We start from the raw sequence: 18,950 nt of genomic DNA, 5'->3' as shown, positions 1-18,950 counted from the left end.
TGAATGCCGGGGCCCGGCCGGTGTGCCGTGCTGTGTGGCCTAGCATGCGGGCATGCAGACTGCTGCCGGTGTCGTGCTCGCGGGCGGGCGCTCCTCGCGGATGGGGCGGCCGAAGGCGTGGCTGGAATGGCATGGTTCGACGTTGCTGTACCGGGCCGCCGCGGTGGTGGGCAGGGCGGTCGACGGCCCGGTCGTCGTGGTGGCCGCGCCCGGGCAGGAGCTGCCGCCGTTGCCCTCGGGAGTGACGGTCGTGGAGGACCCCGTGGAGGGGCTGGGGCCCATGCAGGGGCTGGCCGTGGGGCTGGCGGCGGTGGCCGATCGGGCCGAGGTGGCGTTCGTGTGCTCCACCGACCTGCCCTTCCTGCATCCGGCCTTCGTCCGCCGGGTCCTGCGCGCCATGGACGGGGGAGCGGACGTCGCGCTGCCGGTCGCCCGCGGGTTCCGGCAGCCGCTGGCCGCCGGTTACCGGACCGCTCTGGCCGGACTGGTCACGGAGCTGCTGGCGGCGGGGGACCTGCGGCCGGGCATGCTCTTCAAGCACTGCGAGGCGGTCCAGCTGAACGACGGCGAGCTGCTGGCCGACAGCGGGCTCGCGCGGCACGACCCTGAGCTCGAGTCCGTGGTGAACGTCAACTCCCCCGAGGACTACGCGGCGGCCAGGGAACGGCCCCCGGCCGAGGTCACGGTGGAGTGCTTCGGCGCGCTGGCCAGGAACGGGAGCCACCGGCCGCGCACCGTCCCGGCCGCCACCCTCGGCGCCGCCGCGGCCGCGGCGGGGCTGACCCTGGACCGCCACGTGGTGGCCGCGCTCAACGGCGACCAGGTCACCAGGGACGGCGCCCTGCCGCTCGTGGCCGGGGACACGGTCTCCTTCCTGTCCGCCGACGCCGGCGGCTGAGAGCGCGAGCTGCCCCGGGAGGGTGGGCCAGGGGATCGTCTCCTCGTGGCGCGTCGTAGAGTCAGGACATGGCACCTGGCGGGTTCTTCGGCCAAGCGCTGCTCGTGGACGTCGCCGGCCGCGACGCGAGCGGTGCCCCCATCGCGCTGGACGAGCCGGTGCTGCGCTCCTACCTGGGCGGTGTGGGCCTGGGCACGTGGCTGCTGCACCGCCTGGCGCCACCCGGCGTCGACCCGCTGGCTCCCGAGGCGCCGCTGGCCTTCGTCTTCTCCTCGCTGGTCGGCACCCCGCTGACGACCAGCGCGAAGTTCGCGGTGGTGGCCAAGTCGCCGCTGACGGGGCTGCTGACCGACGCCCTGGCCTCCAGCCGGTTCGCCATCGCCGGCAAGCTGACCGGGCATGACGCGATCGTGATCCGCGGCCGTGCCGACGAGCTGTCGGTGCTGCTGATCGACGGCGGCGACGTACGGCTGGAGCCGGCGCCCGAGCTGGCCGGGCTGACCGCGGCGCAGGCCGAGACCGCGGCGAGAGAGCGCTTCGGCCGCAACTGGCGCAGCGCGGCCATCGGCCCGGCGGGGGAGCGGCAGGTGCGCTACGCCACCATCAGCCATGACGGCCGGCACGCGGGCAGGGGCGGCCTCGGCGCGGTGATGGGCGCGAAGAACATCAAGGCGGTGCTGGTCAGAGCCGCGGCCAAGGTGTCGGTGGCCGACCCGGCGGGAGTCCTCGCCGCCGCCCGCGACCTGCGCGAGCGCAGCTTCGGCCCGGCCACCGCGAAATACCGCGAGCTGGGCACGCTGGCCAACCTGCTGGCCTTCAACGCCGTCAGCACCCTGCCCACGCGCAACTTCACCGCGGCCACCTTCGAGGGCGCGCCCCGGCTGGCCGCCGAGGAGCTGCACGAGCTGCGCGGCGTGGCCCGCAACAGCTGCGCGTCATGCTCCATCGGCTGCGAGCACATCTACTCGCGCAAGGGTGGCGGCCAGCAGCGGATGGAGTACGAGAACGTCTTCGCGCTCGGCCCGTTGTGCGGCGTGTCCGACCCCGACGAGGTGTTCGCCGCCAGCGCCCGCTGCGACGAGCTGGGCATCGACACCATCTCGGCGGGCGGCACGATCGCCTGGGCCATGGAGTGCGTCGAGCGCGGCCTGCTCGACGAGCCGTGGCTGCGCTTCGGCGACGGCTCGGCCCTGATCCGCGCCCTGGACGCGATCGGGGAGCGGTCGCCGGGCCTGGGCGAGCTGCTGGCGCAGGGCTCACGCCGGGCCGCCGCCGTGGTCGGCGGCTCGTCGATCGACTTCGCGCCCCAGGTCAAGGGGCTGGAACTGCCCGGATACGAGCCGCGCAGCCTCCAGGCGATGGCGCTCGGCCTCGCGGTGAACGCCAGAGGAGCCGACCACAACCGGTCAGGAGCCTACGAGGCCGACCTGTCGGGCGAGCTCGACCGGCTGTCCGGCGGCGCGGCCCACGTCGCCGCCGCGGTCGGCACCGAGGACCGCGCCGCCGTCATGGACTCGATGATCCTGTGCAAGTTCCTGCGCGGCGTCTTCGACGACCCCTTCACGGAGTGGGCCGGGCTGCTCGCCCTGGTCACCGGCTGGCCGGTCGACGCGGCCGAGTTGCGCGAGACCGCCCGGCGGATCGTCCGGGCCAAGCGCGCGTTCAACCAGCGCGAGGGCGCCACCGCGGCCGACGACACGCTGCCGGCGCGGATGCTGGAGACGCCGCTGGAGCTCGGCTCAGGACGCCGGGCGGCGCTCGACGAGGGCCGCCTGCGCTCGATGGTGGCCGGTTACTACGCCGCCCGGGGCCTCGACGCCGAGGGGCGCGTCGCCCCGGCCGACCTCGCGGAACTCCTGCTCGACGGGTAGATGAGCCGTCGTGTCGTGGAACGGATCAGATGAGGGTAGAAGATCGGCCACCCGAAGGGGTACATTGCCTGACATAGTGTATGCCGTATTCAGTATGCCGAATTGCGGTGCTCTCATGATGAGGTTGAGATGACGACGATCGAGGAGCCGGCGACCGCCATACGGACCGTGACCGTCGAGATCGACGGCCGCGAGGTGAACGTGCCCGAGGGCACCACCATCTACGACGCCGCGAAGTCGGTGGACATCGACATCCCGGTGCTGTGCCACAACGAGCGGTACGACCCGGTCGGGGTGTGCCGCATGTGCGTGGTGGACACGGGCGGGCGGGCCTTCGCCGCCGCGTGCGTGCGCCCCTGCGAGGACGGCATGGAGGTCAGGACCAGCACCCCCGAGCTGGAACGCAACCGCGCCACGCTGACCGAGCTGCTGCTGTCCGACCAGCCGCCGCGCGAGGAAGACCCGAAACAGACGACCACCGGCGACAACCTGCTGCTCGACCTGGCCGACCGGTTCGACGTGGCCAAGGAGACGGCCGGCCTGCCGTGCGGCTCCGGCCGCGGCCTCGACACCTCCAACCCGGTCATCGCGGTCGACCACGACGCGTGCATCCTCTGCGACCGGTGCGTACGCGCCTGCGACGACATCCAGGGCAACGACGTCATCGGCCGCTCGGGCAAGGGCTACTCGACCACGATCTCCTTCGACCTCGACGACCCCATGGGCGCCAGCTCGTGCGTGACCTGCGGCGAGTGCGTGCAGGCCTGCCCCACCGGCGCCCTGACCAACAAAGCGATCAACGACGTCCCCATCAGGCCCCGCGAGGAGCTGGACGCGGTCGACACCGTGTGCCCGTACTGCGGCGTCGGCTGTGCGCTCACCTACTACGTCGACCGCGAGCGCGGCGCCATCGCCTTCGCCGAGGGCCGCGACCAGCCGGGCTCGCAGAGCCGGCTGTGCGTCAAGGGCCGCTACGGCTGGGACTACGCGGCCTCCCCGCAGCGGCTGACCGTGCCGCTGATCAGGGTCGACTCGTCCTATCCCAAGGGCCCGCTGTCGGCGGACGTGCGCGGCGACGGCCGCAACGACCGGGGGCGGGCCGGCGGCGGAGGCGGCCGGAGCGGCGGCGGGCGCGGCTCGGGGCTGAGCAAGAACCGCAAGGACGGCCGGCGCAAGCCCGGCGGCCTGGTCGACTACGACGAGGTGCTGCCGCACTTCCGCGAGGCCACCTGGGAGGAGGCGCTCGACCTCATCGCCCGGCGGCTGAAGGAGATCCACGCGGAGCAGGGCGCCGGCGCCATCGCCGGGTTCGGCTCGGCGAAGTGCTCCAACGAGGAGGCGTACCTCTTCCAGAAGCTGATCAGGGCCGGGTTCGGCACCAACAACGTCGACCACTGCACCCGGCTCTGCCACGCCTCGTCGGTGGCCGCGCTGTTCGAGGGGGTCGGCTCGGGCGCGGTCTCGACCACGTACGGCGACGTCGCCAACGCCGACGTCGTGATCATCACCGGCTCCAACCCGACGGCGAACCACCCCGTCGCCAGCTCCTTCTTCAAGCAGGCCCGCCGGCGCGGCACGAAGATCGTCTACGTCGATCCGCGCGCCAGCACCGTGTCCGAGCACGCCGACTACCACTGCCAGGTCAAGCCCGGCACCGACGTGGCGTTCTACAACGCGATCATGCACGAGGTGATCAGGCTCGGCCTGATCGACATGGACTTCATCAGGGCCCGCGTCTCCGGCTTCGAGGACCTGGTGCGCACGGTCGACGAATACCCGCCCGAGCGCGCCGCGCAGATCACCGGCGTCGACGCGGACCTGATCCGCGAGGTCGCGCGGGTCTGGGGCGAGGCCAAGGCCGGCGTCATCTACTGGGGCATGGGCATCTCCCAGCACACCACCGGCACCGACAACGCCCGCTGCCTGATCGCGCTCTGCTCGATCACCGGCAACGTGGGCCGGCCGGGCACCGGGCTGCACCCGCTGCGCGGGCAGAACAACGTCCAGGGCGCCTCCGACGCCGGGCTGATCCCGATGTTCTACCCCGACTACCAGGGCGTCGACCGGGACGGCACCCGGCGCAGGTTCGAGGAGGCGTGGGGCACCCGGCTCGACCCCGAACGCGGCCTGACCGTCACCGAGATCATCGGCTCGGTGCTGAAGCCGGGCGGGGTCCGCGGCATGTACATGCTGGGGGAGAACCCGTTCCTGTCCGACCCCAACATCAACAAGGTGCGCAAGGCGCTGTCGCAGCTGGACTTCCTGGTGGTCCAGGACATCTTCCTGACCGAGACCGCCGAGTTCGCCGACGTCATCCTGCCCGCGTCGTCGTACCTGGAGAAGGACGGCAGCTACACCAACACCGACCGGCGGGTGCAGCTCGGCCGCAAGGTGATGGACCCGCCGGGCCAGGCCAGGGTCGACTGGGAGATCATCCAGGACATCGCCCGGCGGATCGGGCTCGACTGGTCCTACTCCTCGGCCAGCGAGGTGTTCGACGAGATGGTGGCGCTGATGCCGTCGTACGCGAACCTGCGCCACGACAACCTGGGGCTGAGCGGAAAGCTCTACCCCAACGCCGACCCCGACCACTCCGACGGCACCGTGGTGCTGTTCGACGAGCGGTTCAACACCGACGACGGGCTCGCCCACCTGGTCCCGGCGCAGTGGCTGCCGGCCAAGGAGCTGCCCGACGCCGAGTTCCCGCTGGTGCTCAACACCGGCCGGCTGCTCGAACACTGGCACACCGGATCGATGACGCGGCGGTCGTACGCGCTCGACGCGATCTCGCCGATCGCCGAGGTCTACATGCATCCCAAGGACGCCGCCGACCGGGGCCTGTCGCACGGGCAGACGGCCCGCGTGCGCTCTCGGCGCGGCTCCATCGAACTGCAGGTCCGCGTCTCCCACCGGGAGCAGGTCGGCAACTGCTTCATCCCGTTCCACTTCCGTGAGGCGGCGGCGAACCTGCTGACCATCGACGAGATCGACCCCTTCGGCAAGATCCCCGAGTTCAAGTTCTGCGCGATCCAGGTCGAGGCGCCGGGCGGTCGGGAGGCCGAACCGCTCAGCACCGGACCTCTGAACGACATGGGAAGTGTCTGAATGACCCTGAGTTTCGAGGTGGGACGTCCGCGGGTCCCCGGCGTCGAGGCGCGGGCCGGCAAGTTCCCCGGCCCGTCGCTGATCCCGGCGCTCAACGCCATCCAGGCGCGGCTGGGCTGGCTGCCCCGGGAGGAGCTGGAGGAGCTGTCTCGCACCATGCGCAGGCCGCTCTACGAGATCCAGGGGCTCATCTCCTTCTATCCGCACTTCCGTACGACGGCGCCCGCCAAGGTGCAGGTCAGCGTGTGCCACGACCTGTCGTGCTGGCTGCGTTCCGCCGACGACCGGATCGCCGAGATCCGCGCCCGTTATGGCGACGACACCGAGATCGAGCTCAACGAGGTCTCCTGCCTGGGCCGCTGCGACAGCGCCCCGGCCGTGGCCGTCAACGAGCACCCGGCGCCGGCCGCCGGCGTCGACGCGCTCGTGGCCGCCGCCCGCGAGGCCGAGCTGGACGAGGCCGGCGTGACGGGGCGCGCCGAACCCTGGCCGAACGACCCGTACCCGGCCGGGTCCGGTCTCGCGTCCCGGTACGCCAGCCTGCGCGCGCTGCTGGCCGGCGAGGTGAGCGCCGAGAGTGTGGTCGCCACGCTGGAGGCCTCGGGGCTGCGCGGCATGGGCGGCGCCGGGTTCCCCACCGGCAGGAAGTGGGGCCTGGTCGCCGCCACCGACCCGGGCGGCGTCAAATACGCGATCTGCAACGCCGACGAGTCCGAGCCGGGCACGTTCAAGGACCGCCAGATCCTCACCGACCAGCCGCACCTGGTGATCGAGGGACTCCTGCTCGGCATGGCCGTGACCGGCGCCGAGCAGGGCTGGATCTTCATCAGGCACGAGTACGGCCCCGAGGAGCGGGTGCTGCGCGCGGAGCTCGCGGCCCTGCGCGAGGCGGGCGTGATCGGCGCGGACGCCTGCGGCAGCGGCCGCCGGCTGGAGGTCGACATCTTCGTCTCGCCCGGTGGCTACATCCTCGGCGAGGAGACCGCGCTGCTGGAGTGCATGGAGGGGCACCGCGGCGAGCCGCGCAACAAGCCGCCCTTCCCCGGCAACTACGGCCTGCACGGCCGCCCCACGCTGATCAACTCGGTGGAGACCTTCGCCGACGTGCCGGTGATCCTGCAACGCGGCGCCGAATGGTGGGCCGAGCAGGGCGAGGGCGACAGCGTCGGCTGGAAGTTCTTCGCCGTCTCCGGGCACGTCGAGCATCCCGGCGTCTACTGCGTGCCGATGGGCACCACGGTGCGCGCCCTGATCGACCTGGCCGGCGGCGTGCTCGGCGGCGCGCAGGTCGGGGCCGTGCAGCCGGGCGGCGCGTCCTCCAACTTCATCGGCCCCGACCGGCTGGACCTGGCGCTCGACTTCGGCACCCTCGCCGAGGCCGGCACCATGCTCGGCTCTGGCGCGCTGGTGGTGCTGGCCGAGGGCACCGACCTGCTGGCCGCCTCGACCAACGTGCTGCGCTTCTTCCGCAACGAGTCGTGCGGCAAGTGCGTGCCCTGCCGGGTCGGCTCCACCAAGGCGCACGAGCTGCTGCGGGAGACGCTGGACTCCGGGTCCGGCACTCTCGACGAGGCGCGCAAGGGCCGGATCCTGCAACTGGAGGAGACGATGCGCAAGACGTCCATCTGCGGGCTCGGGCAGGTGGCGCTGGGCCCGGTGGTGTCCGTGCTGGGGCTGGACAAGGGCGGCGCGGCGGCCCGGCCGCAGCCCCGTCCCGGCGGCTCGGCGGAGCAGCCGGACCGTTGAGCGGCAAGGAGTTCTTCACCGCCAGGACCCTCGCCGAGGTCCGCGAGGGGTTCCGGCCCGCCCGCCGGACGCCGGCCGAGCGCGTCCCGCTGGCGCGGGCGCTGCGCCGGGTGCCCGTCGCCGACGTCACCGCGCCCGCCGACCTGCCCGGCTTCGCCCGTTCCACCGTGGACGGCTTCGCGGTCGGGGCGGCGGACACCTACGGCGCCTCCGACGGGCTGCCGTCCTACCTCGACCTGCTCGGCGCGGTGCGGATGGGCGCCGAGCCCGACGTGGCCGTACGGCCGGGCGGGTGCGTCGCGATGCCGACCGGGGGAGTGATCCCGGCCGGCGCCGACGCGGTGGTGATGGTGGAGTACACCGCCGAGACGATGCCCGGCACGATCGAGGTGACCAGGCCCGTCGCGCCCGGCGCCGGCATCGTCCGCGCCGACGAGGACGTCGCGCGCGGCGGCGTCCTCGCACCCGCCGGCCGGCCGCTGCGCGCCCCCGACCTCGGCTTCCTCGCCGCCGCAGGGGTGAGCGAGGTCTCCGCGCACCGCCGCCCCCGGGTGGCGATCCTGTCCACCGGCGACGAGGTGGTGCCGCCCGGCACCGCCCGGCTCGCCGCCGGGCAGGTGCGCGACGCCACCGCCTCCGCGCTGGCCGGGCTGGTCGCCGACGCGGGCGGCGAGCCGTGGATCGCCGGCATCGTCCCCGACGAGCCCGGCGCGCTCAAGGACCGGCTGACCGCGGTGCTCCCCGAGTCCGACCTGGTCGTCGTCTCGGCCGGCTCGTCGGTCGGCGCGCGCGACGAGACCGCGGGCGCGGTCGCCGCGATCGGCGACGTCTGGTGCCACGGCATCGCCATCAAACCCGGCAAACCCACACTGCTGGCCGAGTGCTCCGGCGTGCCGCTCATCGGGCTGCCGGGCAACCCGCTGTCCGCCCTCGTGGTGTTCGGCCAGGTCGGCGTGCCGCTGCTGTGGCGCATCGCCGGCTGCGAGAACCCGCCGCCGCAGCCGGGCACCCGCGCCCGGCTCTCCCGCGACCTCGCCTCGGCGGCCGGCCGCCTCGACGTGGTCCAGGTCGCCGTACGCGACGGCGTGGCCGAGCCGATCTTCGGCCCGTCGGCGCTACTGTCGGTGCTGGCCCGCGCCGACGGTTACGTGATCGTGCCGGAACCGGCCACCGGGCTGGACGCGGGCACCGAGGTAGAGGTCACCCTGTACAGATGAGCGCTGAAAGTCCCTTCGTCTCCGACGTGCCCGCGGCACAGGCGCTCGCCGTCTGGCGCGAGGCCCGCGCCGCGGCCGGCTGCCCCGCCCGGGTCGATCCGGTCAGGATGCCGGTCGGGGCCGCCGTCGGCCGCGTCACCGCCGAGCCGGTGTGGGCGCTGCGGTCCTCGCCCGCCTTCGACGCCGCGGCCATGGACGGCATCGCGGTCCGCGCCACCGACACCGTCGGCGCGGCCGACACCACGCCGGTGCTGCTGGCCGCCGGCGACTTCGCCGTCGTCGACACCGGTGACCCGCTGCCCGAGGGGTACGACGCCGTGGTCATGCGCGAGCACGTCTACCGCACCCCGGACGGGGAGGCCGAGCTGCGGGCGGCCGTACCTCCGTACCAGCACGTCCGTTCCATCGGCGAGGACATCAGCGCCGGCGAGCTGCTGCTGCCCGAGGGACACCGGCTGCGCCCCGTCGACGTCGCCGCCTGCGCCGCGGCCGGGATCGTCGAGGTCGGCGTCCGCCGCGCGCCCCGCGTGGTGATCGTGCCGACCGGCGACGAGATCCGCCCGGTCGGCGCCGAGCTCGCTCCCGGTGACATCCTCGACACCAACTCGATGATGCTGGCCGCGCAGGCCAGGGAGGCGGGCTGCGAGGCTCGGGTCACGGAGATCGTCCCCGACGACCCGCAGGCCATCACCGCGATGCTCATGGAGGCGACCCGGGACGCCGACCTGGTCCTGCTCATCGCCGGCTCCAGCGCCGGACGTGACGACTACACCGCGCGCGTCGTCGCCGGGGCCGGCGTCGTCGCCGTCCACGGGGTCGCCGTGCGCCCCGGCCATCCCGTCGTCCTCGGCGCGGCCGGGCGGACGCCGGTGATCGGCGTCCCCGGCTATCCGGTGTCGGCGGCGCTCACCTTCGACATCTTCGCCGCGCCCGCGCTCGCCGAACTGGAGGGCGCCGCGCCGCGCGAACGCCCGTCCGCCACGGCGCACCTGGCCAGGAAGCTGCCGTCGGCCATCGGCATGGACGACTGGGTCCGCGTCCGCCTCGGCCGGGTCCGCGACCGCCTCGTGGCCACCCCGCTGCCCAGGGGCGCCGGCGTGCTCACCTCCCTCGTCCGCGCCGACGGCCTGCTCGTCGTCCCCTCAGGAGTGGAGGGCCACCACGCCGGGGAGCAGGTCCGGGTCGAACTGCTGCGCGGGCTGTCCGAGATCGGCCGGACCATCGTCGCCATCGGCTCGCACGACATGGTGCTCGACCTCGCCGCCTCCGCCCTGCGCGCCGCCGACCCGCTCATCACCCTGGCCTCGTCGAACGTCGGCTCCCTCGGCGGCCTGGTGGCCCTGCGCGACGGCCTCTGCCACGTGGCCGGCTCCCACCTGCTCGACCCGGCCACCGGCCGGTACACGCTGCCGTACGTGGACCGGCTGCTCGGCACGGACGCCGACGTCGCGGTGATCCGGCTGGTCCACCGCGACCAGGGCCTGATCGTCGCCCCCGGCAATCCGCTCGGCCTCACCGGCATCGAGGACCTCGCCAAACCCGACCTGCGTTACGTCAACCGGCAACGCGGCGCCGGCACCCGGGCCCTGCTCGACCACGAGCTGACCGGCCTCGGCATCGACCCGCGCGAGGTGTCCGGCTACTCCCGCGAAGAGCACACCCACCTCGCCGTGGCCGCGGCCGTGGCGGCCGGCCGCGCGGACGCCGGCCTCGGCATCCTCGCCGCCGCCCGCGCCTTCGGGCTCGACTTCGTGCCGGTGGCGCGGGAGCCGTACGACCTGGTGCTGCGTACCGGGACGCTGGGGGAGGAACTGCTGGCTCCGCTGTGGGAGCTGCTGGAACAGCCGGAGTTCCGCGCCGGGGTGGAGGCCCTGGGCGGCTACTCCTGCGCCGAAACAGGCCGCCGCGTCCGCTGACAGGAGCCGACGGGTCGCCGATGGGGCGATCCGTCAACCGGGTAGCCGCGGCTCTCAGCCGCGCGGGGCGTACATGATCACCAGAACACCCACCAGGCAGATCAACGCCCCGGCGACGTCCCAGCGATCGGGCCGGAAACCGTCCACGACCATGCCCCAGGCCAGGGACCCGACCACGAAGACACCGCCGTAGGCGGCCAGGATGCGGCCGAAGTTCGCGTCCGGCTGCAACGTGGCGACGAACCCGTACAGACCGAGCGCGACCACCCCGGCCCCGATCCACACCAGCCCGCGCTGCTCCCGCACCCCCTGCCAGACCAGCCACGCACCCCCGATCTCAGCGAGCGCCGCCAGCGCGAACAACAGCAGTGAGCGAACGATCGTCATGACAGGTGGCGCTCCAATGGCAGCTTACGATCAGGAACCGGAGCCGTGCCGGTCGGTCCCTCACTAATAAACATCACGGCGCTGACGTTGAGTGCGCTGCGTCCTCAGTTCACGGTGCAGCGCCTGCTCGGGCCCGAGGCGGCGAGAAGGGTGCCGATCGCGGTATCAACCCGTGGCCCCTTCGCCTCGTGACTGATGGCATGCCGTCAACGGGGCGGCATGCCGTCGAGGCAGAGGAGGGCCCTGTGCTCTGGGTGATCGAGGGGCAGCCGGACACCACGTACGACGGCAAGGAGACACTGCCCGATACCGTACAGGCGGATATCAACCACCTGGAAAGCAACGGCGCCGTGAAGTCGCACGTGAAGAGCCGGGACGTGTCGTATTCGCGAGAGCAGGCTGGAACGCCGTGCGCGCAGAAGCTGGAGAAGGGCGAGCCGATCTACGTTCTCGCCCACGCCGGGATAGGCGCCTCCGGGCCGTGGCTCGGGGGGATGGACTTCCCGACCTTCGCCGACAAGATGGTGCGGAAGTTCGGCAACCAGCTCAATGGACGGACCGTGTACGTCCTGGCGTGCTTCATCGGAGAGAAGGCGTACAAGCTGGCCGAGGCGCTCGCCGAGAAAGGTGCTGAGAACGTCAAGCTCTACGTGCCCAACAAGCTGATGTACATCAGCGCGGCCGGGATCCCTCACGTACTGAGTTCGAACCAGTCGTTTGAAGAGGGCAATGAGTACGTTGCCAAGTACGCGAACCAGCACAAGAAAATGAAGTTGTCGCTTCCGTGCGGCAAGGAGTGGAGCGGGGCCCGGGCCGCTGATGGGACCGGGACCGTCATTGCCGCGGGGGAGGTGGAAAAGGCGGTGATCGGCCATTTCGACCCGAGCGGTAGCGAAACCTGATAGACGTCGCCGGTCTCACGGAATCAGGCACCGTCAGGGCTTCCGTCTGGGTGCTGGGCCGGCGGGTGCCGGTGTGGGTGGGCTGGGTCGGTGGTGAAGTGGAGGCCCTTGGCGGCCAGGTGGTGTTCCAAGGCTTCGGGGCTCTGGTGGGCGAGGTCGGGGAGGAGGTAGTACTCCTCCAGGAGGGCGCGGGCGGTGTCGTCGTCGCTGACCGCGCAGTCCCAGATCACCTCGTCGCCCTCCACGGCGACGTCGAAGGCGAAGAAGGCGCAGCAGGCCTGCTCCCGGGCGGCCAGGTCGCGGACCCAGGCCGCCACACCCGGTTCGGCGTTCAGGCGGAAGCGGATGCCCTGAGTGGTGCGTTCGCGGCCGATGAGGTGCTCGGCGAACAGGTGGCGGTATTCGTCCAGGCGCTCCTGGGGTGTGTCGGGGGCGGTGGTCATGTCGCAGACGATCGGGGTGGAAGCGGGTGGGATGTCCATGATGGGCCCTCTCTGGTGGGGTCGCCGGCTCTCTTGTGATGCCGTCATCTGAACCGTAGAGTCTGGACTCAGGTCCAGAGTCAAGGGGTTACGGGTGAAGATCGGGCAGGTGGCTCACGAGGCCGGGGTGAGCGTGGACACGGTTCGCTTCTACGAGCGGCGCGGCATCGTGCCCGCCGCACGGCGCAGGCCCTCGGGCTACCGCGTCTTCGACGCCGCCGCGGTCGAACGCATCCGGATGGCCAAGAGCCTGCAGGAACTCGGGTTCACCCTGGACGAGATCGTCGACGCCCTGTCCGCCCACGACCGGGGTGGCGCCACCTGCGACAGCGAGCGCTGGCGGCTGGAGGCGGTGGTGGAGCGGATCGACGCCAGGATCGCCGAGCTGAGCAGGGCTCGGCGCGGCGCGGCTGAGACCCTGCGTGACTGCCGGGCCGGCCGATGCCGACTCGCCTATCCGCACGCTGACTGACGTAGCTGTGGGCTCGCCTATCAGGCACCCCGGCTGACATGGCTGTGGGCTCGCGTATCAGGCGCGCCGCCTGAAATACTCGTGCGCTGGCTGAAACCGCCCAAACTGCCGGAACCATCGATGGTCGCCGTCTGAAGGGCCCGGGCCGGGTTCGGCGTCTCGGGGGAAGGGGACAGGGGATGCGGGGGCCGCTGGTCGTCAAGCGGGCACTCGGCGAGCCGCCGCTCCTCCTGGCCGCGACGGTCTCGATCCTGCTGGCGACGACCACGCTGGTCGCGCTGACCATGTACGCCTCCTCCATCGCCGGCGCGGGCGTACGCAGGGCGCTGGAGACGGCCTCGTACCGGCAGACCACCACCACGATCAGCGCCCAGGTCGACGCCAGGACCTTCCCGACGTACGACCGGCTGGTCCGTGGTGAGCTCGCAGCGGCGTACGGGGCGGCGCCGGCGATCACCACGAGCCTGCGCTCCGACTCCTACGTCATGCCGGGGCAGGACGGTGAGGAACTGCCCGAGCTGCTGCGGTTCGGCAGCCACGACGGGCTCGACCGGCACGCGCGGCTGGTCGCGGGCAGGTGGCCGCGGGCCGGAGGGCAGAGCGTCGAGGCGGTGATCTCGGAGGCGGCGGCCGCGGCCACCGGGTTCAGGACCGGCTCCGAGCTCGCTCCCAAGGCGCGGCTCGACGGGCGTCCGGTCCAGGTCCGGGTGGTCGGCGTCTTCCGGCTCGACGACCCCGCCGAAGAACGCTGGGCCGGTGAGGAACTGCTGCGCCGGGGCGTGGAGCGCGGCGAGTACACCACGTACGGGCCGCTGATGGTGGCGAGCGAGACGTTCGTCGGGCGCTTCGCCACCGGCGTCAGGGCCGTCTGGGCGGCCGAGCCGGAGCTCGGCGCGCTGACGCCCGAGCGGCTGCGCCCGCTGGCCGAGGCGGTCGGCCGCGTGGGGGAGCGGCTGTCGAAGGCCGGCTGCGTGAGCTGCGTGACCGCCGGTGACCTGCCCGAGCTGCTCACCCAGCTCAGTACCGCCTCGCTGGTGGCTCGGTCGACCATGCTGATCCCGGTGCTGCAGGTGCTGGTGCTGGCGGCGTACGCGCTGATGCTGACCGCGCGGCTGCTGGCCGAGCACCGCCGGATGGAGGTGGCGCTGCTGCGTTCGCGCGGTGCGGGCACGATGCGGCTGGTGGCGCTGGCGGGCGGCGAGGCGTTGCTGGTCGCGCTGCCCTGTGCCCTCGTGGCGCCGTTCCTCGGGCCGCCGTTGCTCGCGCTGATCGGCCTGCTGCCCTGGATCAGGGCGTCGGGGGTGCGGCTGGAGCCGGTCGCGGACCTGGGCACGTTCCTCGTGTCGTGCGGGGTGGCGCTGGCCGCGGCCGTGCTGCTGGCGCTGCCGGCCGTGGCGGGCGCGCGGCGTACGTACGTGGAGGAGCAGACGGCGCGCGGGCGCGGCGGCCGGCGCGGCCTGATCCAGGGGGCGGGCGCGGACCTGGCGCTGCTGGCGGTGGCCGGGCTGGCGATCTGGCAGCTCCAGCGCTACGGCGCGCCGGTCACCGAGACGGCGGCGGGCGGGCTGGGCATCGACCCGCTGATCATCTCCGGGCCCGCGCTGGCCCTGCTCGCCGGCGGCTTACTGGGGCTGCGGCTGGTGCCGAGGGTGTCGAAACTGGCCGAACGGGTGACGTCCGGGCGGCCCACACTGGTCCCCGCGATGGGAGCCTGGCAGGTCAGCCGGCGGCCGCTCAAGTACGCCGGCCCCGCGCTGCTGCTCACCCTGGCCATCGCGATCGGCGTCGTCTCCATGGCCACCACCTCCACCTGGCAGGACTCGCAACGCGACCAGGCCGACCACCGCGCGTCGGCCGACCTGCGCCTGGCCGGGCCGGCCGAGGGGCCCGAGCTGGGGGCGCTCGGCCGGGGCACGGCGTTCACGGCGCTGCCCGGCGTCACCTCCGCCTCGCCCGCCTTCCGGGCGCAGACCGACGTCGGCGGCGAGAGCGCGTTGCTGCTCGCCCTGGACGCGAGCCGGCTCGGTGAGCTGTTCCGGCTGCGCCCCGATCTGTCGGAGCTGAGCGTGGCCGAGCTGGCGCGGGCGCTGCCCGGCGACCGGGCGGGCCGGCTGGAACTGCCGGGACGGCCGCGCACCCTCACCGTGCGGGTCGAGACCCGCGCCGCCGCGACGGGCCGGCTCGTGCTGTCGGACGCGCTGGGGGTCTGGCGCGACCTGCCGCTCGGCGAGCTGAAGTGGGGTCCCAACCTGGTCGAGGTCGATCTGGCCGCGCTGGCCGGGCGCGCCGGGCGGATCGCCTATCCGCTGTCGGTACGGGGTCTCGTGGCGGGCGAGCGGGCCGGGCCGAGGCTGACCGGGCTGAGCGCGGACGGGCAGGACGTGCCCGTGACCGGGGCCGTTTCGCGTCCCTACGGCGTCGTCACCTTCAACCGGCCGGCCGAGCCTGGGTCCTCGGGGGAGGGCAGGTCGGGGCGCTCGGGGGAGAGCGGGCCGGGGCGCTCGGGCAGGGGCGGGGCGTCGGGGGAGCCGGGGCCTCCAAGGGAGCGCGGCGAGCCCGGGCCGTTGCCCGTGGTGATCACGCCCGGCCTGGCCGCCACGCTCAAGCTGGACGCCGGCCGGAGCGGGACGGTCCGCCTGGCCGGCCGGGTCGTCCCAATCGTGGTGGCCGGGATCGTGACGAGCATGCCCACCGGCGCCCCCGGTCAGGAGGCCGTGCTCGCCGACTGGGAGACGCTGCAGGCGTACGAGCTGGCCGCCGCGCGGCCGTCCAGGCCCGCCACCGAATGGTGGCTCGCCGCGGCCGGCACCGCGCCCGCGCGGGAGCTTCTGCGCCGCAACCCCCAGTGGGACGTGACCGTGATCGACCGCCGGGAGCTGGCCGCCGAGCTGCGCGACGACCCGCTGGCCGGCGCGCTCCAGGGCGCGCTCACCCTGGGGTTCGCCGCCGCACTCGGGTTCGCGGTGCTCGGGTTCCTGGTGAACGCCGTCGTCGCGGCGCGGGAGCGGCGGGCCGAGTTCGCCGTGCTGCGGGCCCTGGGTGCCGGTTTCCGCCAGGTGTTCGGGATGCTGCTCACCGAGCAGGCGTTCGTCATCGGGCTGTCGCTCGCGGCCGGCACCGGGCTCGCCGTGCTCGTCGGCGGCCTGGTCGTCCCGCGCGTCGTCCTGACCGGGCAGGCGTCGGCGGTCACGCCCGGCGTGCTGTTCCACGTTCCGTGGGCCGCCGTCGCCGCGATGCTCGTCCTGGTCACGGCGGTGCTGGTCGCGATCGTCGCCGGGCTGGCCCGGCGCGTGTGGCGGGGACAGACGTTGGAGGAGCGGTGACGATCCCCCTGGGCGTACGGGCGCACGCGGGCACGTTCGCGCTGATCGCCGTGCTGACGGCGGTCGCCTGCCTGCTCCTCGCCGGGCTGCCCAGGACGATGCAGGGCTCGTTCGACCAGGCCCTGCGCCGGTCGCTGGCCGGAGCCCCCGCGGTGCGGGCCGACGTGGCCGTCACCGGCGCCCCGGTCCTGCCACCCGGCGAGCTGCGCTCACGGGAGCTGTTCGAGGACGGCGGCCGGCGCTGGCGCCGGCTCCTGCCCGAGGCGCTGCGGCCGCTGATCGGGCCCGGCGGCCACATCAGCGCCAAGACCTCCCGCACGCCCGTCGCCGGCGCGAGCGGGGTCCGTGCCTTCGCCAACCTCGGCTGGCTGTCCGACGCCGACCGGCGGGTGGAGTGGGTCGGCGGCCGCGCGCCCGGCAAGCCGTCCACGATGGAGTACGCGGGCAGCACGATCCCCGTCATCGAGGTGGGCGTCGTGGAGGAGGCGGTGGCCCGGATGGGGCTGCGCGTCGGCCGGACCCTGATGCTCGGCGAGAGCGTGCACACCGCCGCGAAGATCGTCGGCGTCTTCAAGGCCAGAGACCCGGCCGACCGCGCCTGGAGCCACGACGCCGACGTCCTGCACGTCACCAGGATCGTGCCGCTGGACGCGCCGGAGGAGCTGCACACCACGACGCTGATGTCGGACGACGGGCTCGGCGCGCTGACCAACAGGGAACGCACCCTGTCCTACCGCTGGGTCCTCCCCCTCGACGGGCGGGCCGCGAACGCGCTGGGCGTGCCGGGCGTCGAAGCCGCGCTCGCCGAGTTCGAACGGCAGGTGGACGTCCAGGGGACGGGCAGCATCACCTACCGGGTCGTCACCGGGCTGCCCGAGCTGCTGGCCGCCTTCCAGACGGCGCTGTCGGCCGCGCAGACCGTCATGTACCTGGTGCTCGGCGGCCTGTTCGCGGTCGCGCTCGGCGTGATCGCGCTGGGCGTGCGGCTGCTGACCGACCGGACGGAGCCCACGCTGGCCCTGGCGCGGGCGCGCGGCGCGTCGCTGCGGCAGGTGGCGGCGGCCGGGGCCGCGCTGACCGCGCTCGCGGTGGGGCCCGCGGCTCTGCTCGGGTACGCCCTGTCGTACCTGCTGCCGGGACCGGTGCCGCCGATCGTGCACGCCGGGCCGGCGGCCGTGGCCGTCGCCGCCGTGGCGTTCGCCGTGACGCGCGTGGTGCTCGCGCATCGCGCGCCGCTGAACGAGCGCCGGGCCGACCTGGTCGCCGCCCGGCCGTCCGCGCGGCGGCTGACGGTGGAGGCGCTGGTCGTCGTGCTCGCCCTGGCGGGGGCGTACCTGCTGCGGGCCAGAGGGCCGTCCGGCACCGCGCAGCAGGATCCGTTCCTGCTGCTGATCCCGGTCGCGCTGACCGTCGCGGCCGCGCTGATCACCTTGCGGTGTCATCCGTACCCGCTGCGGCTGTTCGTCCGGCTGGCCGCGCGGGGGCGGGCGGCCGTGCCGTTCCTCGGCCTGGCCAGGGCGGCCAGGGAGCGGTCCGCGGGCGCGCTGCCGGTGCTGATCCTGCTGCCCGCGCTGAGCCTGTCGGTGTTCGCCGCGGTGGTCCACGACGGGATCGGCACCACGCAGCAGGTGGCGTCCTGGCAGCGGGTGGGCGCGCCGATCAAGCTGACGTCGGAGGGGAACATCCCGGCCGACGCCGTCGATCGGGTGCGACGAGCGCCCGGTGTCGAGCAGGTGGCGCTCGCCCTGACCGGCCGGGTGCAGGTCAAGGCCACGGGGGAGTGGCCGTACGCCGTCGCCGTGGACCTCGCGGCGTGGCGGCGGGTCAATGCGGACGCGCCCATCGCGCTGCCTGAGCTGTCCTCGAAGAGCTCCGCGCTGCTCTCGCCCGCCCTGGACCGCCGGGGCCCGTTCGAGATCACCTGGTTGTCGCCGGTACGGCTGAACGCCCAAGGCGTGATCGACGCGGTGCCCGGGTTCTACTCCAGCGGGCAGTTCCTCCTCGTGTCGCAGGAGGTGCTGCCCTGGCCCGCGGCCGACACGCTGCTGATCAAGGGCGACATCACGCCCGCCGAGCTGGCCCGGCTGGTGCCGTCGGCCACCGTCGAGACGCAGGAGGCGGCGCTGGCCGAGATCAGGGCCGATCCGCTCACCGGCACGGTCCGCACCACGATGGTCGTGGTGACGGTGGCGCTGGGGGCGTACGCGCTGGTCGCGATCGTGCTGTCGCTGGTCGCCGGAGCCGCGGGGCGGGCCAGGACGGTCTCGCTGCTGCGTACGCTCGGGCTGTCCGACCGGCAGGCCCGGCGGCTGACCCTGCTGGAGCTGCTGCCCGTCGTCCTCGTCACCGCGCCGGTCGGCCTGGCCCTGGGCCTGAGTCTGCCGGCCGCGCTCGGGCCGGGCGTGGACATGTCCGCGTTCGCCGGCGGCCTGCCCGTCACCGAGCACCCGCCCGGCCTGCTCACACCCGTGGCGCTGGCGACCGGGCTGGGGTTGTGCGCCGTGCTCGGGGCGTACGCGCACACCGCCATGAGCCGCCGGCGCGCCCTCGACGCCGCCCTCCGCGTCGGCGACGCCTGAGCCGGGCCCTCCGCCCGGCCGGCGATGGGGACGGGCACCGGGGCGGCCGTCG

At 73.7% G+C, this 18,950-nt stretch carries 12 protein-coding genes; 10 read left to right on the top strand and 2 right to left on the bottom strand.

Annotated elements, in window-relative coordinates; translation table 11 throughout:
- The first annotated feature begins 52 nt into the window (after positions 1–52).
- The 6 genes from mobA (at position 53) to B0I32_RS50280 (ending at position 10,753) form a co-directional block, all read left to right on the top strand.
- Complete coding sequence (gene mobA / locus B0I32_RS50305) at positions 53–898, top strand: molybdenum cofactor guanylyltransferase (RefSeq protein ID WP_106251928.1); 846 nt, start codon at positions 53–55, stop codon at positions 896–898.
- A gap of 68 nt (positions 899–966) precedes the next feature.
- Positions 967–2,769, top strand: a complete 1,803-nt coding sequence (locus tag B0I32_RS50300) for an aldehyde ferredoxin oxidoreductase family protein (protein ID WP_106251926.1) — start codon at positions 967–969, stop codon at positions 2,767–2,769.
- A 129-nt stretch (positions 2,770–2,898) separates the two neighbouring features.
- Positions 2,899–5,874: a formate dehydrogenase subunit alpha gene (gene fdhF / locus B0I32_RS50295; RefSeq protein WP_106251925.1), complete on the top strand. Its 2,976-nt coding sequence runs from the start codon at positions 2,899–2,901 to the stop codon at positions 5,872–5,874.
- Positions 5,875–7,620 (top strand): NAD(P)H-dependent oxidoreductase subunit E, encoded by a 1,746-nt coding sequence (locus B0I32_RS50290; RefSeq protein WP_106251923.1) that lies wholly within the window; start codon positions 5,875–5,877, stop codon positions 7,618–7,620.
- Positions 7,617–8,837 (top strand): molybdenum cofactor synthesis domain-containing protein, encoded by a 1,221-nt coding sequence (locus B0I32_RS50285; protein WP_106251922.1) that lies wholly within the window; start codon positions 7,617–7,619, stop codon positions 8,835–8,837. Before B0I32_RS50290 ends, B0I32_RS50285 begins: the two co-directional genes overlap by 4 nt.
- Positions 8,834–10,753 carry a molybdopterin biosynthesis protein gene (locus B0I32_RS50280; protein WP_106251920.1) on the top strand — a complete coding sequence of 640 codons (1,920 nt, stop codon included), beginning with the start codon at positions 8,834–8,836 and terminating at the stop codon, positions 10,751–10,753. The genes B0I32_RS50285 and B0I32_RS50280 overlap by 4 nt, the downstream gene beginning before the upstream one ends.
- Before the next feature lie 54 nt (positions 10,754–10,807).
- Here B0I32_RS50280 and B0I32_RS50275 read toward each other — a convergent pair whose 3' ends face one another.
- Entirely contained in the window at positions 10,808–11,140 is a 333-nt protein-coding gene (locus B0I32_RS50275) for a YnfA family protein (protein WP_106251918.1), read from the bottom strand.
- 245 nt (positions 11,141–11,385) lie between these two features.
- Between B0I32_RS50275 and B0I32_RS50270 the strand changes: the two genes are divergently transcribed.
- Positions 11,386–12,042, top strand: a complete 657-nt coding sequence (locus tag B0I32_RS50270) for a hypothetical protein (RefSeq protein WP_106251916.1) — start codon at positions 11,386–11,388, stop codon at positions 12,040–12,042.
- A gap of 23 nt (positions 12,043–12,065) precedes the next feature.
- Here B0I32_RS50270 and B0I32_RS50265 read toward each other — a convergent pair whose 3' ends face one another.
- On the bottom strand, positions 12,066–12,524 hold the full coding sequence (locus B0I32_RS50265) for a hypothetical protein (protein WP_146178615.1): 459 nt from the start codon (positions 12,522–12,524) through the stop codon (positions 12,066–12,068).
- A 94-nt stretch (positions 12,525–12,618) separates the two neighbouring features.
- Here B0I32_RS50265 and B0I32_RS50260 point away from each other — a divergent pair, with 94 nt between their 5' ends.
- The 3 genes from B0I32_RS50260 to B0I32_RS50250 all read left to right on the top strand — a co-directional run bounded on the left by B0I32_RS50260 (position 12,619) and on the right by B0I32_RS50250 (position 18,898).
- Complete coding sequence (locus tag B0I32_RS50260; protein WP_106251913.1) at positions 12,619–12,996, top strand: MerR family transcriptional regulator; 378 nt, start codon at positions 12,619–12,621, stop codon at positions 12,994–12,996.
- Positions 12,997–13,175: 179 nt separating this feature from the next.
- Entirely contained in the window at positions 13,176–16,319 is a 3,144-nt protein-coding gene (locus B0I32_RS50255; RefSeq protein ID WP_106251912.1) for an ABC transporter permease, read from the top strand.
- Positions 16,316–18,898, top strand: a complete 2,583-nt coding sequence (locus tag B0I32_RS50250; RefSeq protein WP_106251911.1) for an FtsX-like permease family protein — start codon at positions 16,316–16,318, stop codon at positions 18,896–18,898. Before B0I32_RS50255 ends, B0I32_RS50250 begins: the two co-directional genes overlap by 4 nt.
- The last annotated feature ends 52 nt before the right edge of the window (positions 18,899–18,950 follow it).

The sequence above is a fragment of the Nonomuraea fuscirosea genome (genome assembly GCF_003001935.1).
GTDB classification, from domain to species: domain Bacteria; phylum Actinomycetota; class Actinomycetes; order Streptosporangiales; family Streptosporangiaceae; genus Nonomuraea; species Nonomuraea fuscirosea.
This window is presented reverse-complemented; position numbering and strand designations above follow the sequence as displayed.